The 18,211-nt window shown below is 71.1% G+C and carries 17 protein-coding genes; 14 read left to right on the top strand and 3 right to left on the bottom strand.

The window, feature by feature from the left end; genetic code table 11:
- Window positions 1–164: 164 nt before the first annotated feature.
- The 11 genes from OHB44_RS27360 to OHB44_RS27310 all read left to right on the top strand — a co-directional run bounded on the left by OHB44_RS27360 (window position 165) and on the right by OHB44_RS27310 (window position 13,465).
- A complete protein-coding gene (locus tag OHB44_RS27360; RefSeq protein ID WP_238685124.1) occupies window positions 165–2,171 on the top strand; it encodes a TIGR03960 family B12-binding radical SAM protein in 2,007 nt (668 codons plus the stop codon).
- 263 nt (window positions 2,172–2,434) lie between these two features.
- Window positions 2,435–2,875, top strand: a complete 441-nt coding sequence (locus OHB44_RS27355) for a hypothetical protein (protein ID WP_196919316.1) — start codon at window positions 2,435–2,437, stop codon at window positions 2,873–2,875.
- Window positions 2,876–2,885: 10 nt separating this feature from the next.
- A complete protein-coding gene (locus OHB44_RS27350; RefSeq protein ID WP_238685122.1) occupies window positions 2,886–4,373 on the top strand; it encodes a WXG100 family type VII secretion target in 1,488 nt (495 codons plus the stop codon).
- Window positions 4,374–4,383: 10 nt separating this feature from the next.
- The gene (gene mycP, locus OHB44_RS27345; RefSeq protein ID WP_330438706.1) at window positions 4,384–5,790 is read left to right on the top strand and encodes a type VII secretion-associated serine protease mycosin; all 1,407 of its coding nucleotides are present in this window, start codon (window positions 4,384–4,386) and stop codon (window positions 5,788–5,790) included.
- A gap of 156 nt (window positions 5,791–5,946) precedes the next feature.
- Window positions 5,947–6,759, top strand: coding sequence for a TIGR03936 family radical SAM-associated protein (locus OHB44_RS27340; RefSeq protein WP_266304630.1), 813 nt, complete (start codon window positions 5,947–5,949; stop codon window positions 6,757–6,759).
- A gap of 131 nt (window positions 6,760–6,890) precedes the next feature.
- Window positions 6,891–10,037 carry an Rne/Rng family ribonuclease gene (locus tag OHB44_RS27335; protein ID WP_330438703.1) on the top strand — a complete coding sequence of 1,049 codons (3,147 nt, stop codon included), beginning with the start codon at window positions 6,891–6,893 and terminating at the stop codon, window positions 10,035–10,037.
- Window positions 10,038–10,153: 116 nt separating this feature from the next.
- Window positions 10,154–10,636, top strand: a complete 483-nt coding sequence (locus OHB44_RS27330; RefSeq protein WP_330438702.1) for a hypothetical protein — start codon at window positions 10,154–10,156, stop codon at window positions 10,634–10,636.
- Window positions 10,637–10,802: 166 nt separating this feature from the next.
- On the top strand, window positions 10,803–11,117 hold the full coding sequence (gene rplU, locus OHB44_RS27325; protein WP_007464063.1) for a 50S ribosomal protein L21: 315 nt from the start codon (window positions 10,803–10,805) through the stop codon (window positions 11,115–11,117).
- 11 nt (window positions 11,118–11,128) lie between these two features.
- Window positions 11,129–11,383 (top strand): 50S ribosomal protein L27, encoded by a 255-nt coding sequence (rpmA, locus tag OHB44_RS27320; RefSeq protein ID WP_007464062.1) that lies wholly within the window; start codon window positions 11,129–11,131, stop codon window positions 11,381–11,383.
- Between the two features lie 95 nt (window positions 11,384–11,478).
- Window positions 11,479–12,945 carry a GTPase ObgE gene (gene obgE, locus OHB44_RS27315; RefSeq protein ID WP_238685118.1) on the top strand — a complete coding sequence of 489 codons (1,467 nt, stop codon included), beginning with the start codon at window positions 11,479–11,481 and terminating at the stop codon, window positions 12,943–12,945.
- A gap of 70 nt (window positions 12,946–13,015) precedes the next feature.
- Window positions 13,016–13,465 (top strand): GNAT family N-acetyltransferase, encoded by a 450-nt coding sequence (locus tag OHB44_RS27310; protein WP_330438679.1) that lies wholly within the window; start codon window positions 13,016–13,018, stop codon window positions 13,463–13,465.
- 30 nt (window positions 13,466–13,495) lie between these two features.
- Here the strand turns inward: OHB44_RS27310 and OHB44_RS27305 are convergent, their stop codons facing one another.
- The gene (locus OHB44_RS27305; protein ID WP_266304633.1) at window positions 13,496–14,155 is read right to left on the bottom strand and encodes a DUF6766 family protein; all 660 of its coding nucleotides are present in this window, start codon (window positions 14,153–14,155) and stop codon (window positions 13,496–13,498) included.
- A 66-nt stretch (window positions 14,156–14,221) separates the two neighbouring features.
- Window positions 14,222–14,713: a DUF4383 domain-containing protein gene (locus OHB44_RS27300; protein ID WP_330438676.1), complete on the bottom strand. Its 492-nt coding sequence runs from the start codon at window positions 14,711–14,713 to the stop codon at window positions 14,222–14,224.
- 229 nt (window positions 14,714–14,942) lie between these two features.
- Here OHB44_RS27300 and OHB44_RS27295 point away from each other — a divergent pair, with 229 nt between their 5' ends.
- Genes OHB44_RS27295 through OHB44_RS27285 form a run of 3 tightly spaced genes read left to right on the top strand, consistent with a single transcriptional unit; the run spans window position 14,943 to window position 16,901 of the window.
- Window positions 14,943–15,788, top strand: a complete 846-nt coding sequence (locus OHB44_RS27295; RefSeq protein WP_266304635.1) for a hypothetical protein — start codon at window positions 14,943–14,945, stop codon at window positions 15,786–15,788.
- A gap of 31 nt (window positions 15,789–15,819) precedes the next feature.
- Window positions 15,820–16,287: a phage holin family protein gene (locus tag OHB44_RS27290; RefSeq protein ID WP_238678469.1), complete on the top strand. Its 468-nt coding sequence runs from the start codon at window positions 15,820–15,822 to the stop codon at window positions 16,285–16,287.
- On the top strand, window positions 16,284–16,901 hold the full coding sequence (locus tag OHB44_RS27285) for a DUF3618 domain-containing protein (RefSeq protein WP_238685113.1): 618 nt from the start codon (window positions 16,284–16,286) through the stop codon (window positions 16,899–16,901). Before OHB44_RS27290 ends, OHB44_RS27285 begins: the two co-directional genes overlap by 4 nt.
- Before the next feature lie 107 nt (window positions 16,902–17,008).
- Here the strand turns inward: OHB44_RS27285 and OHB44_RS27280 are convergent, their stop codons facing one another.
- The gene (locus OHB44_RS27280; protein ID WP_330438669.1) at window positions 17,009–18,079 is read right to left on the bottom strand and encodes a glycosyltransferase; all 1,071 of its coding nucleotides are present in this window, start codon (window positions 18,077–18,079) and stop codon (window positions 17,009–17,011) included.
- Window positions 18,080–18,211: the final 132 nt, after the last annotated feature.

Genomic DNA, 18,211 nt, shown 5'->3' with positions numbered 1-18,211 from the left:
CTCCGCGCCCGGGGTGCTCCCGTCGGCCGGCCGTGCTCCCGGCTGGGGCTCCGGCATCGCGGCAATCTCCTCTCGCGCCGAACCGAGGTTAATACCGCGCCGCCACCACCGCCGATCGGGCGTGCGCGCGATCGCCGCCGAACGAACGCGTACCCTTGGGCATCATGAGTGCCCCGTCCACGACGCCGCGCGCGGCCGCGACCAACTCCGTGTGGTCCCAGCTCGAGCCGCTGCTACCCCAGATCTCCAAGCCCATCCAGTACGTCGGGGGCGAGTTGGGTGCGGTGACGAAGGACTGGGACTCGGCCACCGTGCGTTGGGCGCTGATGTATCCCGACGCCTACGAGGTGGGCCTGCCCAACCAGGGCGTGCAGATCCTCTACGAGGTGCTCAACGAGCTGCCCGACACCCTCGCCGAGCGGACGTACGCGGTCTGGCCGGACCTGGAGACGCTGATGCGCACGCACGGCGTGCCGCAGTTCACCGTCGACGCGCACCGGGCGGTGCGCGGGTTCGACGTGTTCGGCATCTCCTTCTCCACCGAGCTGGGTTACACCAACATGCTCACCGCGATCGACCTGGCCGGCATCCCGATGCTGGCCGCCGACCGCACCGACGCCGACCCGGTGATCGTGGCCGGCGGGCACGCCGCGTTCAACCCTGAGCCGATCGCCGACTTCATCGACGCAGCGGTGCTCGGCGACGGCGAGGAAGCGGTCCTGGAGATCACCGCGATCGTCCGGGAGTGGAAGGCCGAGGGCTCCCCGGGCGGCCGCGACGAGCTGCTGCTGCGGCTGGCCCGCACCGAGAGCGTCTACGTGCCGCGCTTCTACGACGTCGACTACCTGCCGGACGGCCGGATCCAGCGGGTCGTACCGAACCGGGCTGACGTGCCGTTCCGGGTGCACAAGCGCACGACGATGGACCTGGACGCCTGGCCGTACCCGAAGAAGCCCCTCGTTCCGCTGGCCGAGACGGTGCACGAGCGGTACGCGGTGGAGATCTTCCGGGGCTGCACCCGGGGTTGCCGGTTCTGCCAGGCCGGGATGATCACCCGCCCGGTGCGGGAACGGTCGATCACCACTGTCGCGCAGATGGTCCGCGAGGGCCTGGAGTTCTCCGGCTTCAACGAGGTCGGCCTGCTGTCGCTCTCCTCGGCGGACCACTCCGAGATCGGCGACATGTGCTCGGGCCTCGCCCAGCAGTACGAGGGCACCAACGTCTCGCTGTCGCTGCCCTCGACCCGGGTGGACGCCTTCAACATCGACCTCGCGCAGGAGCTGTCCCGCAACGGGCGGCGTACCGGCCTGACCTTCGCCCCGGAGGGCGGGTCGGAGCGGATCCGCAAGGTCATCAACAAGATGGTGTCGAAGGAAGACCTGATCCGTACGGTCGTCACCGCGTACACCAACGGGTGGCGGCAGGTGAAGCTCTACTTCATGTGCGGCCTGCCCACCGAGACCGACGAGGACGTCCTCGAGATCGCCGAGATGGCCCACGAGGTGATCAGGGCCGGCCGGGCCGCGACCGGCTCCAAGGACATCCGCTGCACCGTTTCCATCGGCGGGTTCGTGCCGAAGCCGCACACCCCGTTCCAGTGGGCAGCGATGGACCGTCCGGAGGTCATCGACCACCGGCTCAAGATCCTCAAGCAGGCCATCAACGCGGACCGGTCGCTGGGCCGGGCCATCGGCTACCGCTACCACGACGGCGAGCCGTCGCTCATCGAAGGGCTGCTCTCCCGGGGTGACCGCCGGGTCGGCTCGGTCATCCGCAAGGTCTGGGAGAACGGCGGCCGGTTCGACGGGTGGAGCGAGCACTTCTCGTACCAGCGCTGGGTGGAGGCCGCGGCCGAGACGCTGCCCGCGTTCGGGGTGGACCTCGACTGGTACACCACCCGTCAGCGCGACGAGCTGGAGGTCCTGCCCTGGGACCACCTCGACTCGGGTCTGGACAAGGACTGGCTCTGGCAGGACTGGCAGGATTCGTTCAGCGAGTTCGAGCAGGACGACTGCCGGTGGACGCCCTGCTTCGACTGCGGCGTCTGCCCGTCGATGGACACGGAGATCCAGATCGGCCCCACCGGCAAGAAGCTTCTGCCGCTCACCCCGCTGGGTGGCAACGGCATGAAGGTCCCGTCGGGCCACTCGCACTCGCACTCGCACCCCTGACCGGGCTGCCTTCCGGGCAGCGCCGGTCGGCGGTGACCCACCACCCTCCACATCCGACATGTCACGCCAACGGGTCCGCGTCTCGCGGGCCCGTTGGCGTTGTTCGGGCTCGGCCCGCGCGGTGGCCCGCACCGGACCTTCCGCGAGATCGGCAGCCATCTGTACCACGTGCTGGTGGCTGGGGCTGCCTCGACTAGGTCAGACTCGATACGCTGCGTCTGACATGGACCGACCCGGCGGGTCGGGGACGGGGGAGGAAACGCATGGGCAGCATCCCGCCGCCGAGCATCGGCGATCTGCAAGTCAGCGTCGAGGACCTGGACGCCGCCGCCACGTACGTCGAGCGGCTCAGGCAGTACATCGACGACACCATCAAGTACGAGATGGAACGCATCAAGACGCGGATGAAGGGCGACAGCAACAACGCCCAGACCGTCCCGAACGGCACTCCCTTCGGCGCGTACGAGGACGCCGTCATGCAGTGGCGGGCCCTGGAGACCTCCACGGCGAACATGGAAGCGCACCTCACGACGCTCTCCCAGAAGCTCGCCGCGCTGAAGGAGGGCACCGAGGAGATCGCCAAGGCGTTCCGCGACACCGAGGCGCGTAACGGCGCCAACGGCAAGGAGATCGAGCGGCTGCTGGAATCGGCGGCGCCGCCGCCCACTGCCAGCGGCGCACCCACCTACCCGTACACGGCCTGAGGGGGACGTCATGGCTGGAGGAACCTGGGAGCGGTGCGTCCGCGAGGTGACGCTCTCCGCGGACCCGGAAACGGTCGGATCGGTCGGAGCGGGCTGGAGCAACCTCTCGAGCGGCCTGCAACAACTGCGGGACGCGCTCGTCGGTCGATCGTTCGTCGGTCCGATCGCGACGGGCCAGGAGCGCCCGCACGTCGGCGGTCTGCCCGGGATGCTCGCCGGTTGGCAGGGCAGCGGTGGCGATGCGTACCGCGAGCACCTGGGCAAGATCGGCAAGCAGATCGAGGATCTCATCACCGACGCGACGAACGTCAGTGGCGCGTTGACGCGGATCGAGGGCGACATCCGCAAGTCGGTCTCCACGATCCCGATCCCCCTGATGGACGACTTCGGCTTCAACGAGTGGAGCCTGCCCAACGGCACCGAGCTCGACGATGCCCGCGACGGCGAGAGCTCGTCGGGGTTCCTCGCCGCGCTGCGCAAGGACTACCAGAACAACCCCGGCTCGTACGCCGACGGCGCGTTCCGTGACAAGGCCGACGACCTCGAAGCGACGATGAAGGTCGACGGCCAGGCCGGTGACCAGAAGCGGGGCGGCTGGTGGGACACCGGAGCCCACCTGGACAACTGGTACCGGGACAATCAGAACGCGGCGAACACCGCGATGGCGCCGCTGCCCCAGGCCGTCTATACGGAGCGCCCCAAGCTCACCGTCAACAGCCCGGATAAATCGGATATAGAGGACGATATCCGTCGGGACCCCCGGGTCCCGCCCTCGGGGCGACCCGACATCGGTGGTGGCGAATTCGGCGGGAAGCCCGACATCGGTGGTGGCGGCCCCACGATCGGCAGCAGGCCACCGACCATCGGCGACACGGGCGGTCCGACGTCCGCCGTCGACCCGTTCTCCCCGACCAAGCCCGGTGGGCTCGGCGATGGCTCGCCCACCGGCGGCACTGGTCAGTTCACACCCCCGTCGACGGGCTCCGGCTTGCCGGGCTACGCGGACGGTGACGCTGGCTACAGCAGCGGTCTGGCTGGCGCCACGCCGGGCGGGGTCGGCGGCCTGGGCGGCGGCATCGGCGGCGGCGGGGTCGGCAGCGCCGGTCTCGGTGGCGCCGGCGGTGGTTTCGGAGGCGGTGCCGGCGTCGGCTCGGCCGGCGGGATCGGCGGCGGTGCCGGTGGTGGCCTGGGCGGCGGTGCCGGGATCGGCGTGGGCGGCATCCCCGGCATGGTGGGTGGCGGCAACGGAAAGCTGCCGCCGATGACGAGCGCGGCGAACGCGTTGCGCACGGCCCAGGCCGCCGGCGGCGCCGGGATGGCGGGCGGCGCGCGTGGTGCCGGCGTCGGCGGTGCCGGAATGATGGGCGGCGGCATGATGGGCGGCGCGGGTGGCGCCGGGCAGGGTGGCGGCACCGGCTCCGAGCACTCGTCGTGGTTGACTGAGGATGACGATCCGTGGGGCCCTGGTGACGGTGCGTCCCCGGGTGTCCTTCGATGAGGATGGACGGATGAGGGTGAACGTCGGAGGCCTCCGGCCGGTAGTCGCCTGTCTGGTGGCGGGGTTCCTGGTGGTGGGGGCCGCTCAACCGGCGGTCGCCGCCCCCCGTCGGGCCGAGCAGTGGTATCTGGACGAGCTCCGGATCGACCAGGTGCACAAGATCTCGACCGGGCGGGGCGTGGTGGTGGCCGTGGTCGACACCGGCGTCGAGGCCAGCCACCCGGACCTGCGAGGTCAGGTGCTTCCCGGTGGACGCAGCTACGGCGCCTCCGGAGACGGCCGGGCCGATGAGGTCGGGCACGGGACGCACATGGCCGGCATCATCGCGGCGAAACCCAGCCGTGACGGGGTGGACGGCATCGCTCCCGGCGCGAAGATCCTGCCCATCAAGATGCGCAAGGAGGACGGGGTCTACACCGACGCCGGGATTGCCCGGGGCATCCGGATGGCCGTCGACGGTGGGGCCAAAGTGATCAACGTGTCCATTGGTGGCCCCGGCTTCGCCAATCCCGTGCAGAAGAGCGCAATCCAGTACGCGTTGGACCGTGACGTCGTCCTGGTCGCCTCCGCTGGTAACACCGCCCAGGGCCGCACCACAGTGGGCAAGCCCGCCAACACCCCCGGTGTGATCGCGGTGACCGGGACGACCAAGGGCGGCGCGTTCTGGTCCGGCTCCGTCCAGGGGCCGGAGTCGGTGGTCGCCGCTCCCGGCGACAGCGTCTACAACGTCACCAACGAGGGGGGCTACGGCTGGGGTGACGGCACCTCCGACTCCGCTGCGATCGTCTCCGCTCTGGCCGCGTTGATCCGAGCCAAGTACCCGGACCTCAACGCTCCGAGCGTGATCAACCGGATCATCCGGACCGCGCGCGACGCGGGCCCGTCCGGGCGAGATCCGCAGTACGGCTTCGGGGTGATCGACCCGATCAAGGCGCTGACGGCCAACGTGCCACCGGTCACCGTCAACCCGCTGCTCGACCCGGCCGCGGCGGCGACCGACCCCGGTCCGGCCCGTGCCGAGGGCGCGGACGAGGAGTTCGACGTCACCCAGCACGGCGATCGCGGTGGCCCCACCGACCAGCAGGTCATGGTGATCGGCATCGGCATCGCCGTGGTGCTGGTGTTGCTGCTGGGTCTGGTGGTCTTCCTCATCTGGAACCGCCGCCGGTACCGGCGGGAGGCGGCCCGGGCCGCCGACATCCCGGACGAGGTGCTCGACCGGGCGGCCCAGGGCGCGTACCCGTCGCCTGACGCGAGTTACGCCCCACCGCCGGGCTACCCACCCCCGCCCGGTCATGCCCCTCCTGCCGGATATGCCCCGCCTTCCGGTTACGCCCCTCCCTCGGGTTACACCCCTCCCTCGGGCTACGGCCCACCGCCCGGCGGGTCACCGCCCGCGCCGCCGAAGGAGCGGTAACCCGTCCCGATCAGGGTGGCCGGCTGGTGACCTCCGCGTCGCCGGCCGGCCATCGGCTTTCGCGCCGGGTGGTCACGACCCCGGCGACCGGTTGGTGACCGTCTGTCCGGCGACTCGGCCGCCCCGGCTGCGTACCGTCACGAGCCCTGCGCCAGGATGGGCGGACACGCAGGTACACCCGAGGAGCCCACGATCGCCAGAAAGCCTCAACCCGAGGGCGGCCAGGCACCGGTCGTCCAGCGCGTCCGCATCCGGTACGCCAAGCGCGGGCCGCTGCGATTCACCTCGCACCGGGATTTCGCCCGGGCGTTCGAGCGCGCGCTACGCCGGGCCGCCGTGCCGGTCGCCTTCTCCCAGGGTTTTCACCCGCACCCGAAGATCTCTTATGCGAGCGCCGCGCCGACCGGGGTGGCGAGCGAGGCGGAGTACCTGGAAATCGCCCTTCAGGCGACCGTCGACCCGGAGGCGTTGCGCGCCGCGTTGGACGCCGCGCTCTCGCCGGGGCTGGACGTCCTGGACGCCGTGATCGCCGAAGGGGGCAACCTGCCGGACCGGATCGAGGCGTCGCACTGGCACATCGAGTTGCCTGAGGTCGACACCGCGGTGCTGCGCGCCGCGGTGGACGCCTTCGTCGCGGCCGAGGAGGTGCTGGTCGAGCGGATGACCAAGCAGGGCCGACGTACTTTCGACGCCCGAGCCGCCGTGATATCGATCGATGTCCAACTGCCTACGCCGACGCCTTCCGGGGCGCCGGCCGTACCGTGTGCGATACTCGAACTGGTCGTGCGGCAGGTCACCCCGTCCGTACGGCCCGATGACGTCCTTTCCGGCCTCCGCGTGGTGGCCGACCTGGAGCCGCCGGTTTCGCCGAGGGTGACACGGCTGGCTCAGGGCACGTTGACCGCGCAGGGTGCGATCGTGGATCCGTTGGATGCGGACCGCGACGGGGCAGCCATCGTTGGGCACTGACCGACGGTCGGTGTTCTGGCAGGCAGACTTCGGCGGTCGCGCACCACGCGCGCCCGGCGGAAACACTTTTGCGGCGACCCTGCGTGGCAGCGCTCACCCGCGCCCGGGCTAGCCAGAACTGGAGAACGTCCATGCTCGAGAACGAGCCCGAGGGCGGCGAACGGACCGGTTCACAGCCGGCCGGTGACACCGCCGACCAGAGCACCACGGCCGACGGCGCCGCCGTCGAGACCTCCACCACGGCTGTCGGTTCGGCCTCGATGGAACCGGCCGGCGCGGAGAGCGCTCCCGCTGAGGCCGCCGAACCGGCCGCCCCGGTGCGGCGCACCCGGGCGACCCGTCGTCGGGCCGCCCCGCTCAACCAGCCGGAGCAGACCGACGCCCCGATCGAGGCGCCCACCGGTGGCGCCGGCAACGTCGAGTCGCCGCAGGCGGAGGTCTTCGCCCCGGTCTCCGGTGACCTGGACGTCGCACCGAAGACCCCCCGGCGCCGCCGCAAGGCCACCCCCGTCGAGACGACCGCCGAGGAGCCGCTGGTCGCCGCCTCTGCGGAGGCGGCCTCGGCCGAGGTGGTGCCGCCGGTCAAGGTGACCCGTACCCGGCGAAAGAAGGCCACGCCGGCGGCCGTCGAGGAGCCGCCCGCCGTCGAGCAGCCTGCCGCCGCCGAGGAGCCGGCCGCCGCCGACGAGCCGCTTGCGGTCGAGGAGCCGGTCGTCGAGGAGCCGGACATCGCTGAGGAGCCGGCGGAGTCCGACCTGCGCGAGGCCGAGGCCGAGTTGAACGACTCCCCGGCCCTTCCGAGCACGTCCGCCGCCGAGCTGGCCTGGAGTAGCGGTGCGCAGGACCGCTCCGGCGAGGTGCCACCGGGTGTGGCCGTCTCCGGTGTGACGGATGAGCCGAACGAGCCGGCCGAGATCGAGCCGGAACAGCCGCGTACCCGTCGTCGACGCGCCGCGCTCTCCGCGCCCACAGTGCTGTTCATGGCACCCCAGCCGGACGCCGTGCCGGTGACCCGACCGGTGGAGCCCGCCGCGGCGACCGAGGAGCCGGCCGTCGAGGAGGCCGCCGAGCCGTCCCGCCGCCGTCGGCGTGGCCGCCGCGAGGTCGAGCCGGTGGAGCCGATCGAGGCCATCGAGGCCGAAGAGGAGCCGACCGACGAGGCCGACGAGGCCGCCGAGGCGGATGAGGACGACGAGGACAGCGCCGCCGCGCGTCGCCGCCGCCGGCGTGGTCGCCGGGGCCGGGGCCGGGGCAAGGGCGGGGCCGACGACGCCGAGGACGAGGAGTCCGAGGAGGCGGCGCAGGCCGACGAGGAAGAGACCGCCGAGGCAGAGGCCGAGGCCGACGAGGACGAGGAGTCCGAGGGCGGGGACGGTCTGACCCGTCGTCGTCGTCGCCGTCGTCGTCGGGGCGCCGGTGACACCGAGGGCGCGGCGGACGACGGTGTGCCGACCGTGGTGAAGATCCGCGAGCCGCGCCGGACCGTCGACGAGGTGCAGGGTGTGTCCGGCTCGACCCGGCTGGAGGCCAAGCGCCAGCGCCGCCGGGACGGTCGGGAGCAGCGCCGTACCCGCCCGCCGATCCTCAGCGAGTCGGAGTTCCTGGCGCGCCGGGAGGCCGTCGACCGGGTGATGGCGGTCCGCCAGCGCGGTGACCGTACCCAGATCGCCGTCCTGGAGGACGGCGTGCTGGTCGAGCACTACGTCACTCGCAACTCCTCCGGGACGATGGCCGGCAACGTGTACCTCGGCAAGGTGCAGAACGTGCTGCCGAGCATGGAGGCCGCGTTCGTCGACGTCGGTCGGGGCCGCAACGCCGTGCTGTACGCCGGTGAGGTCAACTGGGACACCTCCGGGCTGGAGGGGCGGGCCCGCTCGATCGAGCAGGCGCTGCGCTCCGGCGACTCGGTACTGGTCCAGGTCACCAAGGACCCGATCGGGCACAAGGGCGCACGGCTGACCAGCCACATCGCGCTCTCGGGCCGGCACCTGGTCTACGTACCCAACGGCAACGCCTCGGGGATCAGCCGCAAGCTGCCGGACAACGAGCGCAAGCGGCTGCGGGACGTGCTCAAGAAGCTGGTCCCGGACGGCGCGGGCGTGATCGTCCGGACGGCAGCCGAGGGCGCCACCGAGGACGAGCTGGCCCGCGACGTCAAGCGGCTCCAGGCGCAGTGGGAGGACATCCAGGCCAAGGCCGCCGAGGGTGGCGCTCCGGCGCTGCTCTACGGGGAGCCCGACCTGGTCATCCGGGTTGTCCGGGACCTGTTCAACGAGGACTTCCGCGAGCTGGTGATCGAGGGCGAGCAGTCGTACGACGTCGTCGAGTCGTACCTGTCGCACGTCTCCCCGGACCTTGTCGACCGGGTGCGCCGGCACGTCGGCACGAGTGACGTCTTCGCCGAGTACCGGATCGACGAGCAGATCATCAAGGGCCTGGACCGCAAGGTCTTCCTGCCCTCCGGCGGCTCGCTGGTGATCGACCGCACCGAGGCGATGACTGTCGTCGACGTCAACACCGGCAAGTACACCGGCTCCGGGGGCAACCTGGAGGAGACGGTCACCCGCAACAACCTGGAGGCGGCGGAGGAGATCGTCCGTCAGCTCCGGCTGCGGGACATCGGCGGCATCGTCGTGATCGACTTCATCGACATGGTGCTGGAGTCGAACCGTGAGCTGGTGCTGCGCCGGCTCACCGAGTGCCTGGGCCGGGACCGCACCAAGCACCAGGTCACCGAGATCACGTCGCTCGGCCTGGTGCAGATGACCCGTAAGCGGATCGGCGCGGGCCTGCTGGAGGCGTTCAGCGAGACCTGCGAGTGCTGCAAGGGCCGGGGCGTCATCATCCACACCGAGCCGGTGCCGGAGAAGCCGCGTCCCGCCGGTGCGGGGGAGAAGGTCAAGGCTGTCGCCTCGGCGGTGGCTCCCGCTCCGGCTCCGGTGGCCGAGCAGGGTGCCACCTCGTCCCGCCGCAGGGCACGCAAGAACGCCCCGGCCGCGGCCGAGCGGACTGCTGTCGAGGTCGTCGACACCGACACCACGGCCGAGCCGGGCGCCGACTACCAGGACACCATGGGCTACGACCTGTCCCGCTACGAGTCGGACACCGCCGCCGCACCGGCGATCTCCGACGCTCAGCAGGGCGAGTCGGCCCGGCTGGCCGCGGCGGACGATCCGGACGCGCTCGCTGACGGTGAGGGCGACGAGGAGACCACCGAGGGCGGGGGCGGCCGTCGCCGGTCGCGTCGCGGTGGCGCACGTCGGCGGACCCGCCCCTGAGCGCCTGACCGGCCCCGTGTTTGACGAGGTCCCTCTCCCGGCAAAGTGACGGGGGAGGGACCTCGTCGTTGTGGCCACCCGGTCGTCGATCGGCCGTCCCAGGTCAGGAGAAGAAGATGCGCCGTCTGCTCGCGCTCACCGCGCTGCTCACCATGCTCTCCGTCGCGGCCGGCTGCTCCACCGGTGGGACCGCCGAGGGCGCTGGCTCGGCGGCCGCTGGCACCCCTCCCGGCCCGACCGGCATGCCGGCCAGCGGTGGTGTGGCGGGCGGCAACGCCACCGAGGTCTGCGCCGCCGCGCAGGAGGCCAGCACGACCGCCGTCCGGACGTACGTGGGGGAGTTGGGTCGGATGCTCGCGGCGGTGGGCGCCGGGGACAGCCGTACGGCCGAGGCTGCCCGGGTACGGGCCGAGGCGGCGCTGGCGAAGTGGCGGACCGTACTGCGGGAGCAGTCGGAGCGGACCGACGATCCGCAGCTCAAGACGCTGCTCACCGACCTCGGCACCGAGGTTTCCGCTCTCGGTGCCGAGGTCGAGTCGATCGACGAGACCGAACTCGACCGGCTCCAGCAGCGCCTCGACCAGCTCTGCGCGCGCTGACCAGGGCGGGCCGGTTTGGGGTCCGGGCTCGCGATGGCGTACTCTTGCCTGCGGCCCACCTTTGGTGTGCCGAGTTCCCGTGTGCCCGCGCCGCCGTGCACTGCTACCCGGCGAGCCGCTGCGGGAACGACCGCCAGCAGCCTCAACGACAGGGAGTCCGCCTCCGATGTACGCGATCGTCAAGACCGGCGGCAAGCAGTACAAGGTCGCCGAGGGCGACGTGATCGAGGTCGAGAAGCTCACCGGTGCCCCCGGTGACGCGGTGAAGCTCACCGCGGTGCTCCTCGTCGACGGTGACGACCTGGTGACCGACGCGGCGAAGCTTGCCGAGGTCGCGGTGTCCGGCGAAATCGCCGCGCACACCAAGGGCCCGAAGATCCGGATCCACAAGTTCAAGAACAAGACTGGCTACCACAAGCGCCAGGGTCACCGTCAGCCGTTGACCCAGGTCAAGGTGACCGGCATCTCCAGCGGGAAGTAGGTCGTCCTCCAATGGCTCACAAAAAGGGTGCGTCCAGCTCGCGTAACGGTCGTGACTCCGCGGCCCAGCGACTCGGCGTGAAGCGCTTCGGTGGTCAGGTCGTCAGCGCCGGTGAGATCATCATCCGGCAGCGTGGCACCAAGTTCCACCCCGGTGACCTGGTCGGCCGTGGCGGCGACGACACGCTGTTCGCGCTGTCCGCCGGTGCGGTCCTGTTCGGCACCAAGCGCGGTCGCAAGACCGTCAGCATCGTTCCGCAGCAGTAGTTCTCGGGCTAAGCGGGCCGCGGACCTCCGGGTCCCGGCCCGCTTAGCCTTTTTAGCGAAGTGCGAGGTTGGACCTCGCTGGAAGGATTGACGCCGTGGCAACGTTCGTTGACCGGGTCGTTCTGCATCTGCAGGCCGGCGATGGCGGGCACGGTTGTGCCTCGATCCACCGCGAGAAGTTCAAGCCCTTCGGTGGGCCGGACGGCGGCAACGGTGGGCACGGGGGCAGTGTGTCCCTGGTGGTCGACCCGCAGGTGACCACGCTGCTCGACTTCCACTTCCACCCGCACGTCAAGGCCGACAACGGCAAGGGCGGCGCCGGCTCGAACCGGGACGGGGCCAACGGCCACAACCTGGTGCTGAAGGTGCCCAACGGCACCGTGGTGCAGACCTCCGACGGCACCGTGCTGGCCGACATGGTCGGCGCCGGCACCACCTTCGAGGTCGCCCGCGGCGGGCGCGGCGGGCGGGGCAACGCCTCGCTGGCCAACGCCAAGCGCAAGGCCCCCGGCTTCGCCGAGCTGGGGGAGCCCGGCGACCAACTCGACATCGTGCTGGAGCTGAAGAGCGTCGCCGATGTGGGCCTGGTGGGCTTCCCGTCCGCCGGCAAGTCGTCGCTGATCTCGGTGATCTCCGCCGCGAAGCCGAAGATCGCCGACTACCCGTTCACCACACTGGTGCCCAACCTCGGCGTGGTCCGGATGGACAACCACACCTTCACCGTCGCGGACGTGCCGGGCCTGATCCCTGGCGCTGCCACCGGTAAGGGTCTGGGCCTGGAGTTCCTGCGGCACATCGAGCGCTGCGCCGTGCTGGTGCACGTCATCGACTCGGCGACCCTGGAGCCCGGCCGAGACCCGGTGGCCGACATCGACGCCATCGAGGCCGAGCTGAGCCAGTACGGCGGCCTGACCGACCGTCCACGGCTGGTCGCCATCAACAAGATCGACGTGCCGGACGGCCGTGACCTCGCCGAGATCGTGCGCCCCGACCTGGAGGAGCGCGGTTACCAGGTGTTCGAGGTCTCCGCGGCCACCCGGGAGGGGCTCAAGGAGCTGACCTACGCGATGGCCGATCTGGTCGACGCAGAGCGTAAGGCCGCTCCGCCCGCCGAGCCGACCCGGATCGTCATCCGCCCGATCGCCGTGGACGACGATGGTTTCACCATCACGGCTGAGGCGGACGGCTCGTTCACGGTGCGCGGTGTCCGGCCGGAGCGCTGGGTCAAGCAGACCAACTTCGACAACGACGAGGCGGTCGGCTACCTGGCTGACCGGCTGGCCCGGCTCGGGGTGGAGGACAAGCTGGCCAAGGCCGGCGCGCAGCCCGGTGATCTGGTCCGGATCGGTGTGCGCGAGTTCGACTGGCAGCCGACGCTCTTCGCCGGTGTGGACTTCAAACCCGGCAACCGGGGCACCGACGTCCGCCTGGAGGAGAAGTCGAACCGGGCCTCCGCCGCGGATCGACTCGCCGCCCGGAAGGCTCGCCGGGTGCGCTCGGCCGACGATCTGGGCGCGGACGCGTCCGACGACGACATCGACGACGAGGACGACGCCGAGTAGTTCGTTGCGCTCCGTGGTGGGGTTGATTTCCGGAAACCTCCCAGAAATCCACGCGTCCTAGCGTGGGGTGATGCTGATCGAGTCCCGGCCTGCCACCGATCCGGAGATCGCCGCCCTGGTCATTGCGCAGCAGCGTGAGCTGCGCGAGGCCGATGGCGGGTTGGACGGGCAGGTCTTCGTCCCCCATGACGACGTCCGCTACCTGGCGGCGGTGGTGAACGGTCGGGCGGTCGCCTGCGGGGGCCTCCAGGCGCTCGATGCCGAGACCGGCGAGGTCAAGCGGATGTACGTCCGGCCCGCGTACCGGGGGCGGGGGATCGGTCGTCAGTTGCTCGCCGCGCTGGAGGAGTGCGCGTTCCGGCAGGGGTACTCGGTGGTCTGCCTGGAGACGGGCACCTACCTGCCGGCCGCTATCGCCTTGTACACGGCGTGTGGCTACCAGCAGATCCCCGTCTACGGCGAGTACGTGGGCAACGCGTACAGCGTCTGTTTCGCCAAGCGGTTGCCGGTCGCGGCCTGACGGTCGCCTCGCCGCTGCCGCGTCGCCTTCTCAGGCGCCGGTGCTGGCGTGCTCGACGGTCACCGGCTTCGACTCCGGCGAGGCGTGTTGGCGCAGCACGATGCTCAGCAGGATCAGCGCGCCGACCGCGAGAAACTCGCTCTGCCAGTTCTGCATGGACTGGAACCAGAAGTCGCTGGTGCCGAGGAACTCCCACACCCCGATCGGCGGTGCCCCGCTCTGGAGCGCCTGCTCCTGGTTGTAGGCGGCGGTGCCGCCGAGCAGGTGACCGACGAACGAACCGGCGAAGATCAGCAGCAGCGCGAGGGAGAGGCTGTTCCGGTAGATCACCAGCGGCAGGCCGCCGACGCGTACCGGCCAGGGTGACTGCGGGGTCGCCCGGCGCTCGTCGTCCTCCGGTCGGTCGGTCTGGTCCATCGGCTTCGACTCGGCCGAGCCCCGCTGCACCAGGTACGCGGTGAGCAGCACGTAACCGCCCATCTGGAGGAACTCGGACTCCCAGTTCTCGAAGACCGCCTCGGCGAAGTGCCCAGTGGTCAGGTACGCCGGCCAGCTCAGCGGCGCGGCCCCGAACTCGGTCAGCTCCTCGTTGTGGGTCTGCCAGCCGAAGACGCTCTGCAACACCAGGAAGACCAGGAACGCTCCCAGCATGGCGACGGCCAGGGCGTTGTCACGCAGCCAACGAGGCATGGTCGCACCTCCTTCGCCGGTCGACTTACCCCTGCGGGCGTGACCGCGAAACCACAAAAGTCCAGTTCAGTGCCGGTCGGCGGGGTTGTCCAGGCGTCCGCCGGTGCCGGCCTGGTTCGACAGCAGCAGCCCGAGCGCGAGCATCCCGAAGCCGAGCGCGAGGTGCAGCCAGTTGTCGGCGTCGTTGACCGGCAGGATGTTCGCCCCGCCCTCCGGGTTGACCGCCTCGATCGCCAGGCCGTACAGCCAGAGGGCGAGGTAGATCGCGCCACCGGCGGCCAGGAAGACGCGGGCACCGGCGACGCTGCGGGCCAGCACCAGGCCGACCAGCCCGAAGAGCAGGTGCACCACGTTGTGCAGGATCGACACCTGGAACAGCCCGAGCAGGTGGGCGTCCGAGTGGTGCCCGGCGAACCGCAGCTCGCCGTAGTCGGTGGTGATGCCGGGGATGAAGCCGAGGACGCCGATCAGCAGGAAGACCCCGGCCACGATCAGCGCGGCCAGCTGGACCCGGGGTCGAGGACCGGCCGCTCGGCCGCCCCGTGCGCCTCGTGCCATCGCTGCCCCCTCCGTGGATCTACCGGCCTCGCGAACCTCACTGTCCGCAGCGGCGACGTGACGCAGCCCGACGATCCTCCATTGTGAAGACCAACCGGTGCGCCGCGCAGATAAATGCACGAAGAGGTATGGAAGCCGAAACGCAGGGTAGGTGAATGGTCAGCGGCGGCGGCAACGCGCCGCATCCCCCCAGCACAACCGCTACGACTTTCTGAGCGGAAGGGAAATCATGACTTACGATCTTTCACCTACGTCTTCCACGTACGGGCAGCAGTCGACCAACGGCGGTGGCGTCCGCGACCAGGCGCGCCAGGTCGGGTCGGAGGCCGCGCAGGCTGGTGGCGCTGTCGCCCAGACCGCCAAGGAGCAGGGCACCGAGGTCGGCCGTGAGGCGGCCCGGCAGGCCCGCAACCTGTACGGCGAGGCCCGCAGCCAGCTCGCCAGCCAGACCGGTGAGCAGCAGCGCCGAGCCGCCGGTGGGCTGCGTTCGCTGGCCGACGAGATGCGTTCGATGGCCGAGCAGGGTGGTCAGGCCGGCCCGGTGACCGAGCTGGCCCGCCAGGCCGCCGACCGGGTGCAGGGTGTCGCCGGTTGGCTTGAGCAGCGCGAGCCCGGCGACCTGATCACCGAGGTACGCGACTACGCGCGGCGTAACCCGGGCACCTTCCTGGTCGGCGCGGCGGTGCTCGGTGTGTTGGCCGGCCGGCTGACCCGTGGCATCTCGGCCGGCGGCGACGACTCCGGCAACGGGTCCTCGACCTTCCGGGGCTCCGGGGCGTACGACCCGGAGCAGACCGCCGTGATCCCGACGCAGCCGCCGGCGCCCCGCGCGGTGCCGGACGCCGTCCCGCCGGGTGGCTACCTCGACCCGACCCCCGGTACGCACACCCCGCCGACGTCCGGTGGCTACACCGACCAGACGCCCGGCACCTACGCCGACCCGGCGTCCGGCGGCTCCTCCGAGCCGGGCCGGGGCGACTACCCGGAGCACTCCGGCACCGGCCAGCCGCTGCCGCCGGTGACCCAGACCGACCCGCTGCCGGGCGTGCCGTCCAGCGGCAGCCCCCGCCCGTGAGCCGCGTAGTCATCCGAAGGGAGGCGACGGCATGAGCATGCCGACGCAGGGGTCCGGACTGGACTCCGGTTACCACCCTGACGCGGGTGCCCCGCACACCGCGTCGGAGGTGAAGGGCAGTTCGCTGGGTGACCTGATGCGTCAGGTCACCACCGACCTGTCGACGCTGATGCGTCAGGAGGTCGAGCTGGCCAAGGCCGAGATCCGGCAGGAGGGCAAGAAGGCCGGCAAGGCCGCGGGCCTTTTCGGCGGTGCCGGCTTCGGCGGCTACATGGTGGCCCTCTTCGTGTCCATCGCCATCTGGCAGTTCCTGGACAACGTCATGGACTCCGGTCTGGCCGCGCTGATCGTGGCCGTGATCTGGGCCGTGGTCGCCGCGGTCCTGTACTCGATGGCCAAGAAGAACGCCCAGCACGTACGCGGGCTCAAGCAGACCAACGACAGCGTGCAGCGGATCCCCGACGCGCTCAAGCCGCACCCGGAGGGAGTAACCCGATGAGCACCGATCCCGATCAGATCCGCCGGGAGATCGAAGCCACCCGTAACAGCCTCAGCTCCGATGTGGACGCGCTGGCGTACAAGGTCAGCCCCAGCCGCATCGTCGACGACCGCAAGCAGCGGGCCCGTTCCGCTCTGCAGAATGTGAGGGACAAGGTCATGGGAACCGCGTCTGACCTCGGCCACGGCACCGGCCAGGCCGCCCACTCGGTGGGTGACCGCGCCTCGTCGGCGGCCTCCAGCGTCAGCGACGCCGCGCACTCGGCGGCGACCACCGTCAGCGACGCCGCGCACAGCGCGCCGCGGGTGATCCGGCAGAAGTCCCAGGGCAACCCTCTCGCCGCCGGCCTGATCGCATTCGGGGTCGGCTGGCTGGCCTCGTCGCTGATCCCGGCCTCCCGCCGCGAGCAGCAGGCCGCCACCCAGGTGAAGGCCAAGGTCAGCGAGCACAGCGGGGCCGTGAAGGAGAAGCTGGGCGAGGTGGCCAGCGAGCTGCGCGAGCCGGCCCAGCAGGCCGCCGATTCGGTGAAGTCCACCGCTCAGGACGCCGTGCACGCGGTCAAGGACGACACGAAGTCCGCCGCCCACCAGGTCAAGGACCACGCCACTCCCTGACCCACCCTCCAACCCAGCACGACAGCTCGCGGTCACCCACGGGTGCCCGCGAGCTGTCGCGTTCGGCTCAGCGCCGATCTTGCGATTTCGGCCGGAGTTCTGTGGGGCTACCGGCGGTTTTGTCCCGACCGAAAGTGCAAGATCGCGGGGAGGCGTGGGTTGCGCGGGGCGGGGTTGGCAGCTCGGCGGATGCGGGTGTCGCCGTAGCGGACGCCGCCCAGCAGGAGGCGTTGGGCGACCGCCAGCCAGCCAAACAGCCCGCGTTCCAGCAGCCAGAGTGGGGCGGCCAGCGCCGTGGCCGGCGGGAACACCCGGGTGCCCCCGGCGCGGCGGCGACCAGTCTCGGCCAGGGCGACGACACCGGCCGCCGCGCCGAGCAGCAGCCTGGGGCGGCGCGACGCGACCGCCGCCGCCAGGGCCGGCAGCACCGCGAGCGCGGTCAGCAGGCGCGCCGGCTGAGCCAGATCGTCGTACGCCTGACGGACCCGTTGACCGCGGAAATGCGCGGCGTCCGGAGGCAGCCGGCGAACGTACAGCCAGGCCGGAGCGGCCTCGGTGCCGCCGTACCCGCGCACAGTGCGGATCAGCTCCAGGTTCTCGAAGAGCACGTCCGGGTCGTAGCCGCCCATCGCGAGGAAGGTGCTGCGCCGCACGGCAAGGGTGCCCGGGTAGTCCGCCCCGAGCGCCCGGTTGAGCAGCGTGCGGCCGGTGTCCCACCAGGCGTGCCAGGGCAGCGGGTCGAAGTAGTTCTGCGGTCGCACCAGGTCGGCCCGGCCCAGCAGCCGGTCTACCGCGCTCAGCGCGGACTCGTCGTACCGGACGTCGTCGTCGGCGATCACCACGTGCTCGTGGCCGGCCGCGCGGACGCCGGTGTGAACGCCGAGCACCTTGCCGTTGAGCCCACGCTCGCTCGGAGCCGGTGAAAGGTGCCGGACCAGCCCTCGCCACGCCTCGGCGTGCCGGGCGAAGAGGTGCGGAGGTGAGCCGTCGACCACGAGCACCTCCACCCGGTGACCCAGCCAGCGCAGGTAGTCGGTCAGCTCGGTCAGGCCGGTGTCGGTGTGCCAGCGCAGCGGCAGCACGTACGTCATCGGTAGGCGGACCGGCGACGTGCCGGCGCCCTCGCGCTCGACCTCCCACCGGCGGGTGGCGTCTTCAGTAGGGCTGAACGAGGACATGGCAACTCCGTGGCGGCCAGGGTCGCGGTCGGTGTCCAGCAGCATCTGCCCGCATTTCCGTCGATCAAACAGCGGGTCGTTTCGACTGGCGGACGCCGGGTAGCGCTGCCTAAGAGCTGTCCATGCCCGGTT

The sequence above is a fragment of the Micromonospora sp. NBC_00821 genome (genome assembly GCF_036347035.1).
Lineage (GTDB): Bacteria > Actinomycetota > Actinomycetes > Mycobacteriales > Micromonosporaceae > Micromonospora > Micromonospora hortensis.
This window is presented reverse-complemented; position numbering and strand designations above follow the sequence as displayed.

What these genes read in the sequence shown, in the direction of transcription:
- OHB44_RS27360 (WP_238685124.1), top strand. Translation starts at nt 165, where the DNA reads ATGAGTGCCCCGTCCACGACGCCGCGCGCGGCCGCGACCAACTCCGTG.
- OHB44_RS27355 (WP_196919316.1), top strand. Translation starts at nt 2,435, where the DNA reads ATGGGCAGCATCCCGCCGCCGAGCATCGGCGATCTGCAAGTCAGCGTC.
- OHB44_RS27350 (WP_238685122.1), top strand. Translation starts at nt 2,886, where the DNA reads ATGGCTGGAGGAACCTGGGAGCGGTGCGTCCGCGAGGTGACGCTCTCC.
- mycP (WP_330438706.1), top strand. Translation starts at nt 4,384, where the DNA reads ATGAGGGTGAACGTCGGAGGCCTCCGGCCGGTAGTCGCCTGTCTGGTG.
- OHB44_RS27340 (WP_266304630.1), top strand. Translation starts at nt 5,947, where the DNA reads ATGGGCGGACACGCAGGTACACCCGAGGAGCCCACGATCGCCAGAAAG.
- OHB44_RS27335 (WP_330438703.1), top strand. Translation starts at nt 6,891, where the DNA reads ATGCTCGAGAACGAGCCCGAGGGCGGCGAACGGACCGGTTCACAGCCG.
- OHB44_RS27330 (WP_330438702.1), top strand. Translation starts at nt 10,154, where the DNA reads ATGCGCCGTCTGCTCGCGCTCACCGCGCTGCTCACCATGCTCTCCGTC.
- rplU (WP_007464063.1), top strand. Translation starts at nt 10,803, where the DNA reads ATGTACGCGATCGTCAAGACCGGCGGCAAGCAGTACAAGGTCGCCGAG.
- rpmA (WP_007464062.1), top strand. Translation starts at nt 11,129, where the DNA reads ATGGCTCACAAAAAGGGTGCGTCCAGCTCGCGTAACGGTCGTGACTCC.
- OHB44_RS27310 (WP_330438679.1), top strand. Translation starts at nt 13,016, where the DNA reads ATGCTGATCGAGTCCCGGCCTGCCACCGATCCGGAGATCGCCGCCCTG.
- OHB44_RS27305 (WP_266304633.1), bottom strand. Translation starts at nt 14,155, where the DNA reads ATGCCTCGTTGGCTGCGTGACAACGCCCTGGCCGTCGCCATGCTGGGA.
- OHB44_RS27300 (WP_330438676.1), bottom strand. Translation starts at nt 14,713, where the DNA reads ATGGCACGAGGCGCACGGGGCGGCCGAGCGGCCGGTCCTCGACCCCGG.
- OHB44_RS27295 (WP_266304635.1), top strand. Translation starts at nt 14,943, where the DNA reads ATGACTTACGATCTTTCACCTACGTCTTCCACGTACGGGCAGCAGTCG.
- OHB44_RS27290 (WP_238678469.1), top strand. Translation starts at nt 15,820, where the DNA reads ATGAGCATGCCGACGCAGGGGTCCGGACTGGACTCCGGTTACCACCCT.
- OHB44_RS27285 (WP_238685113.1), top strand. Translation starts at nt 16,284, where the DNA reads ATGAGCACCGATCCCGATCAGATCCGCCGGGAGATCGAAGCCACCCGT.
- OHB44_RS27280 (WP_330438669.1), bottom strand. Translation starts at nt 18,079, where the DNA reads ATGTCCTCGTTCAGCCCTACTGAAGACGCCACCCGCCGGTGGGAGGTC.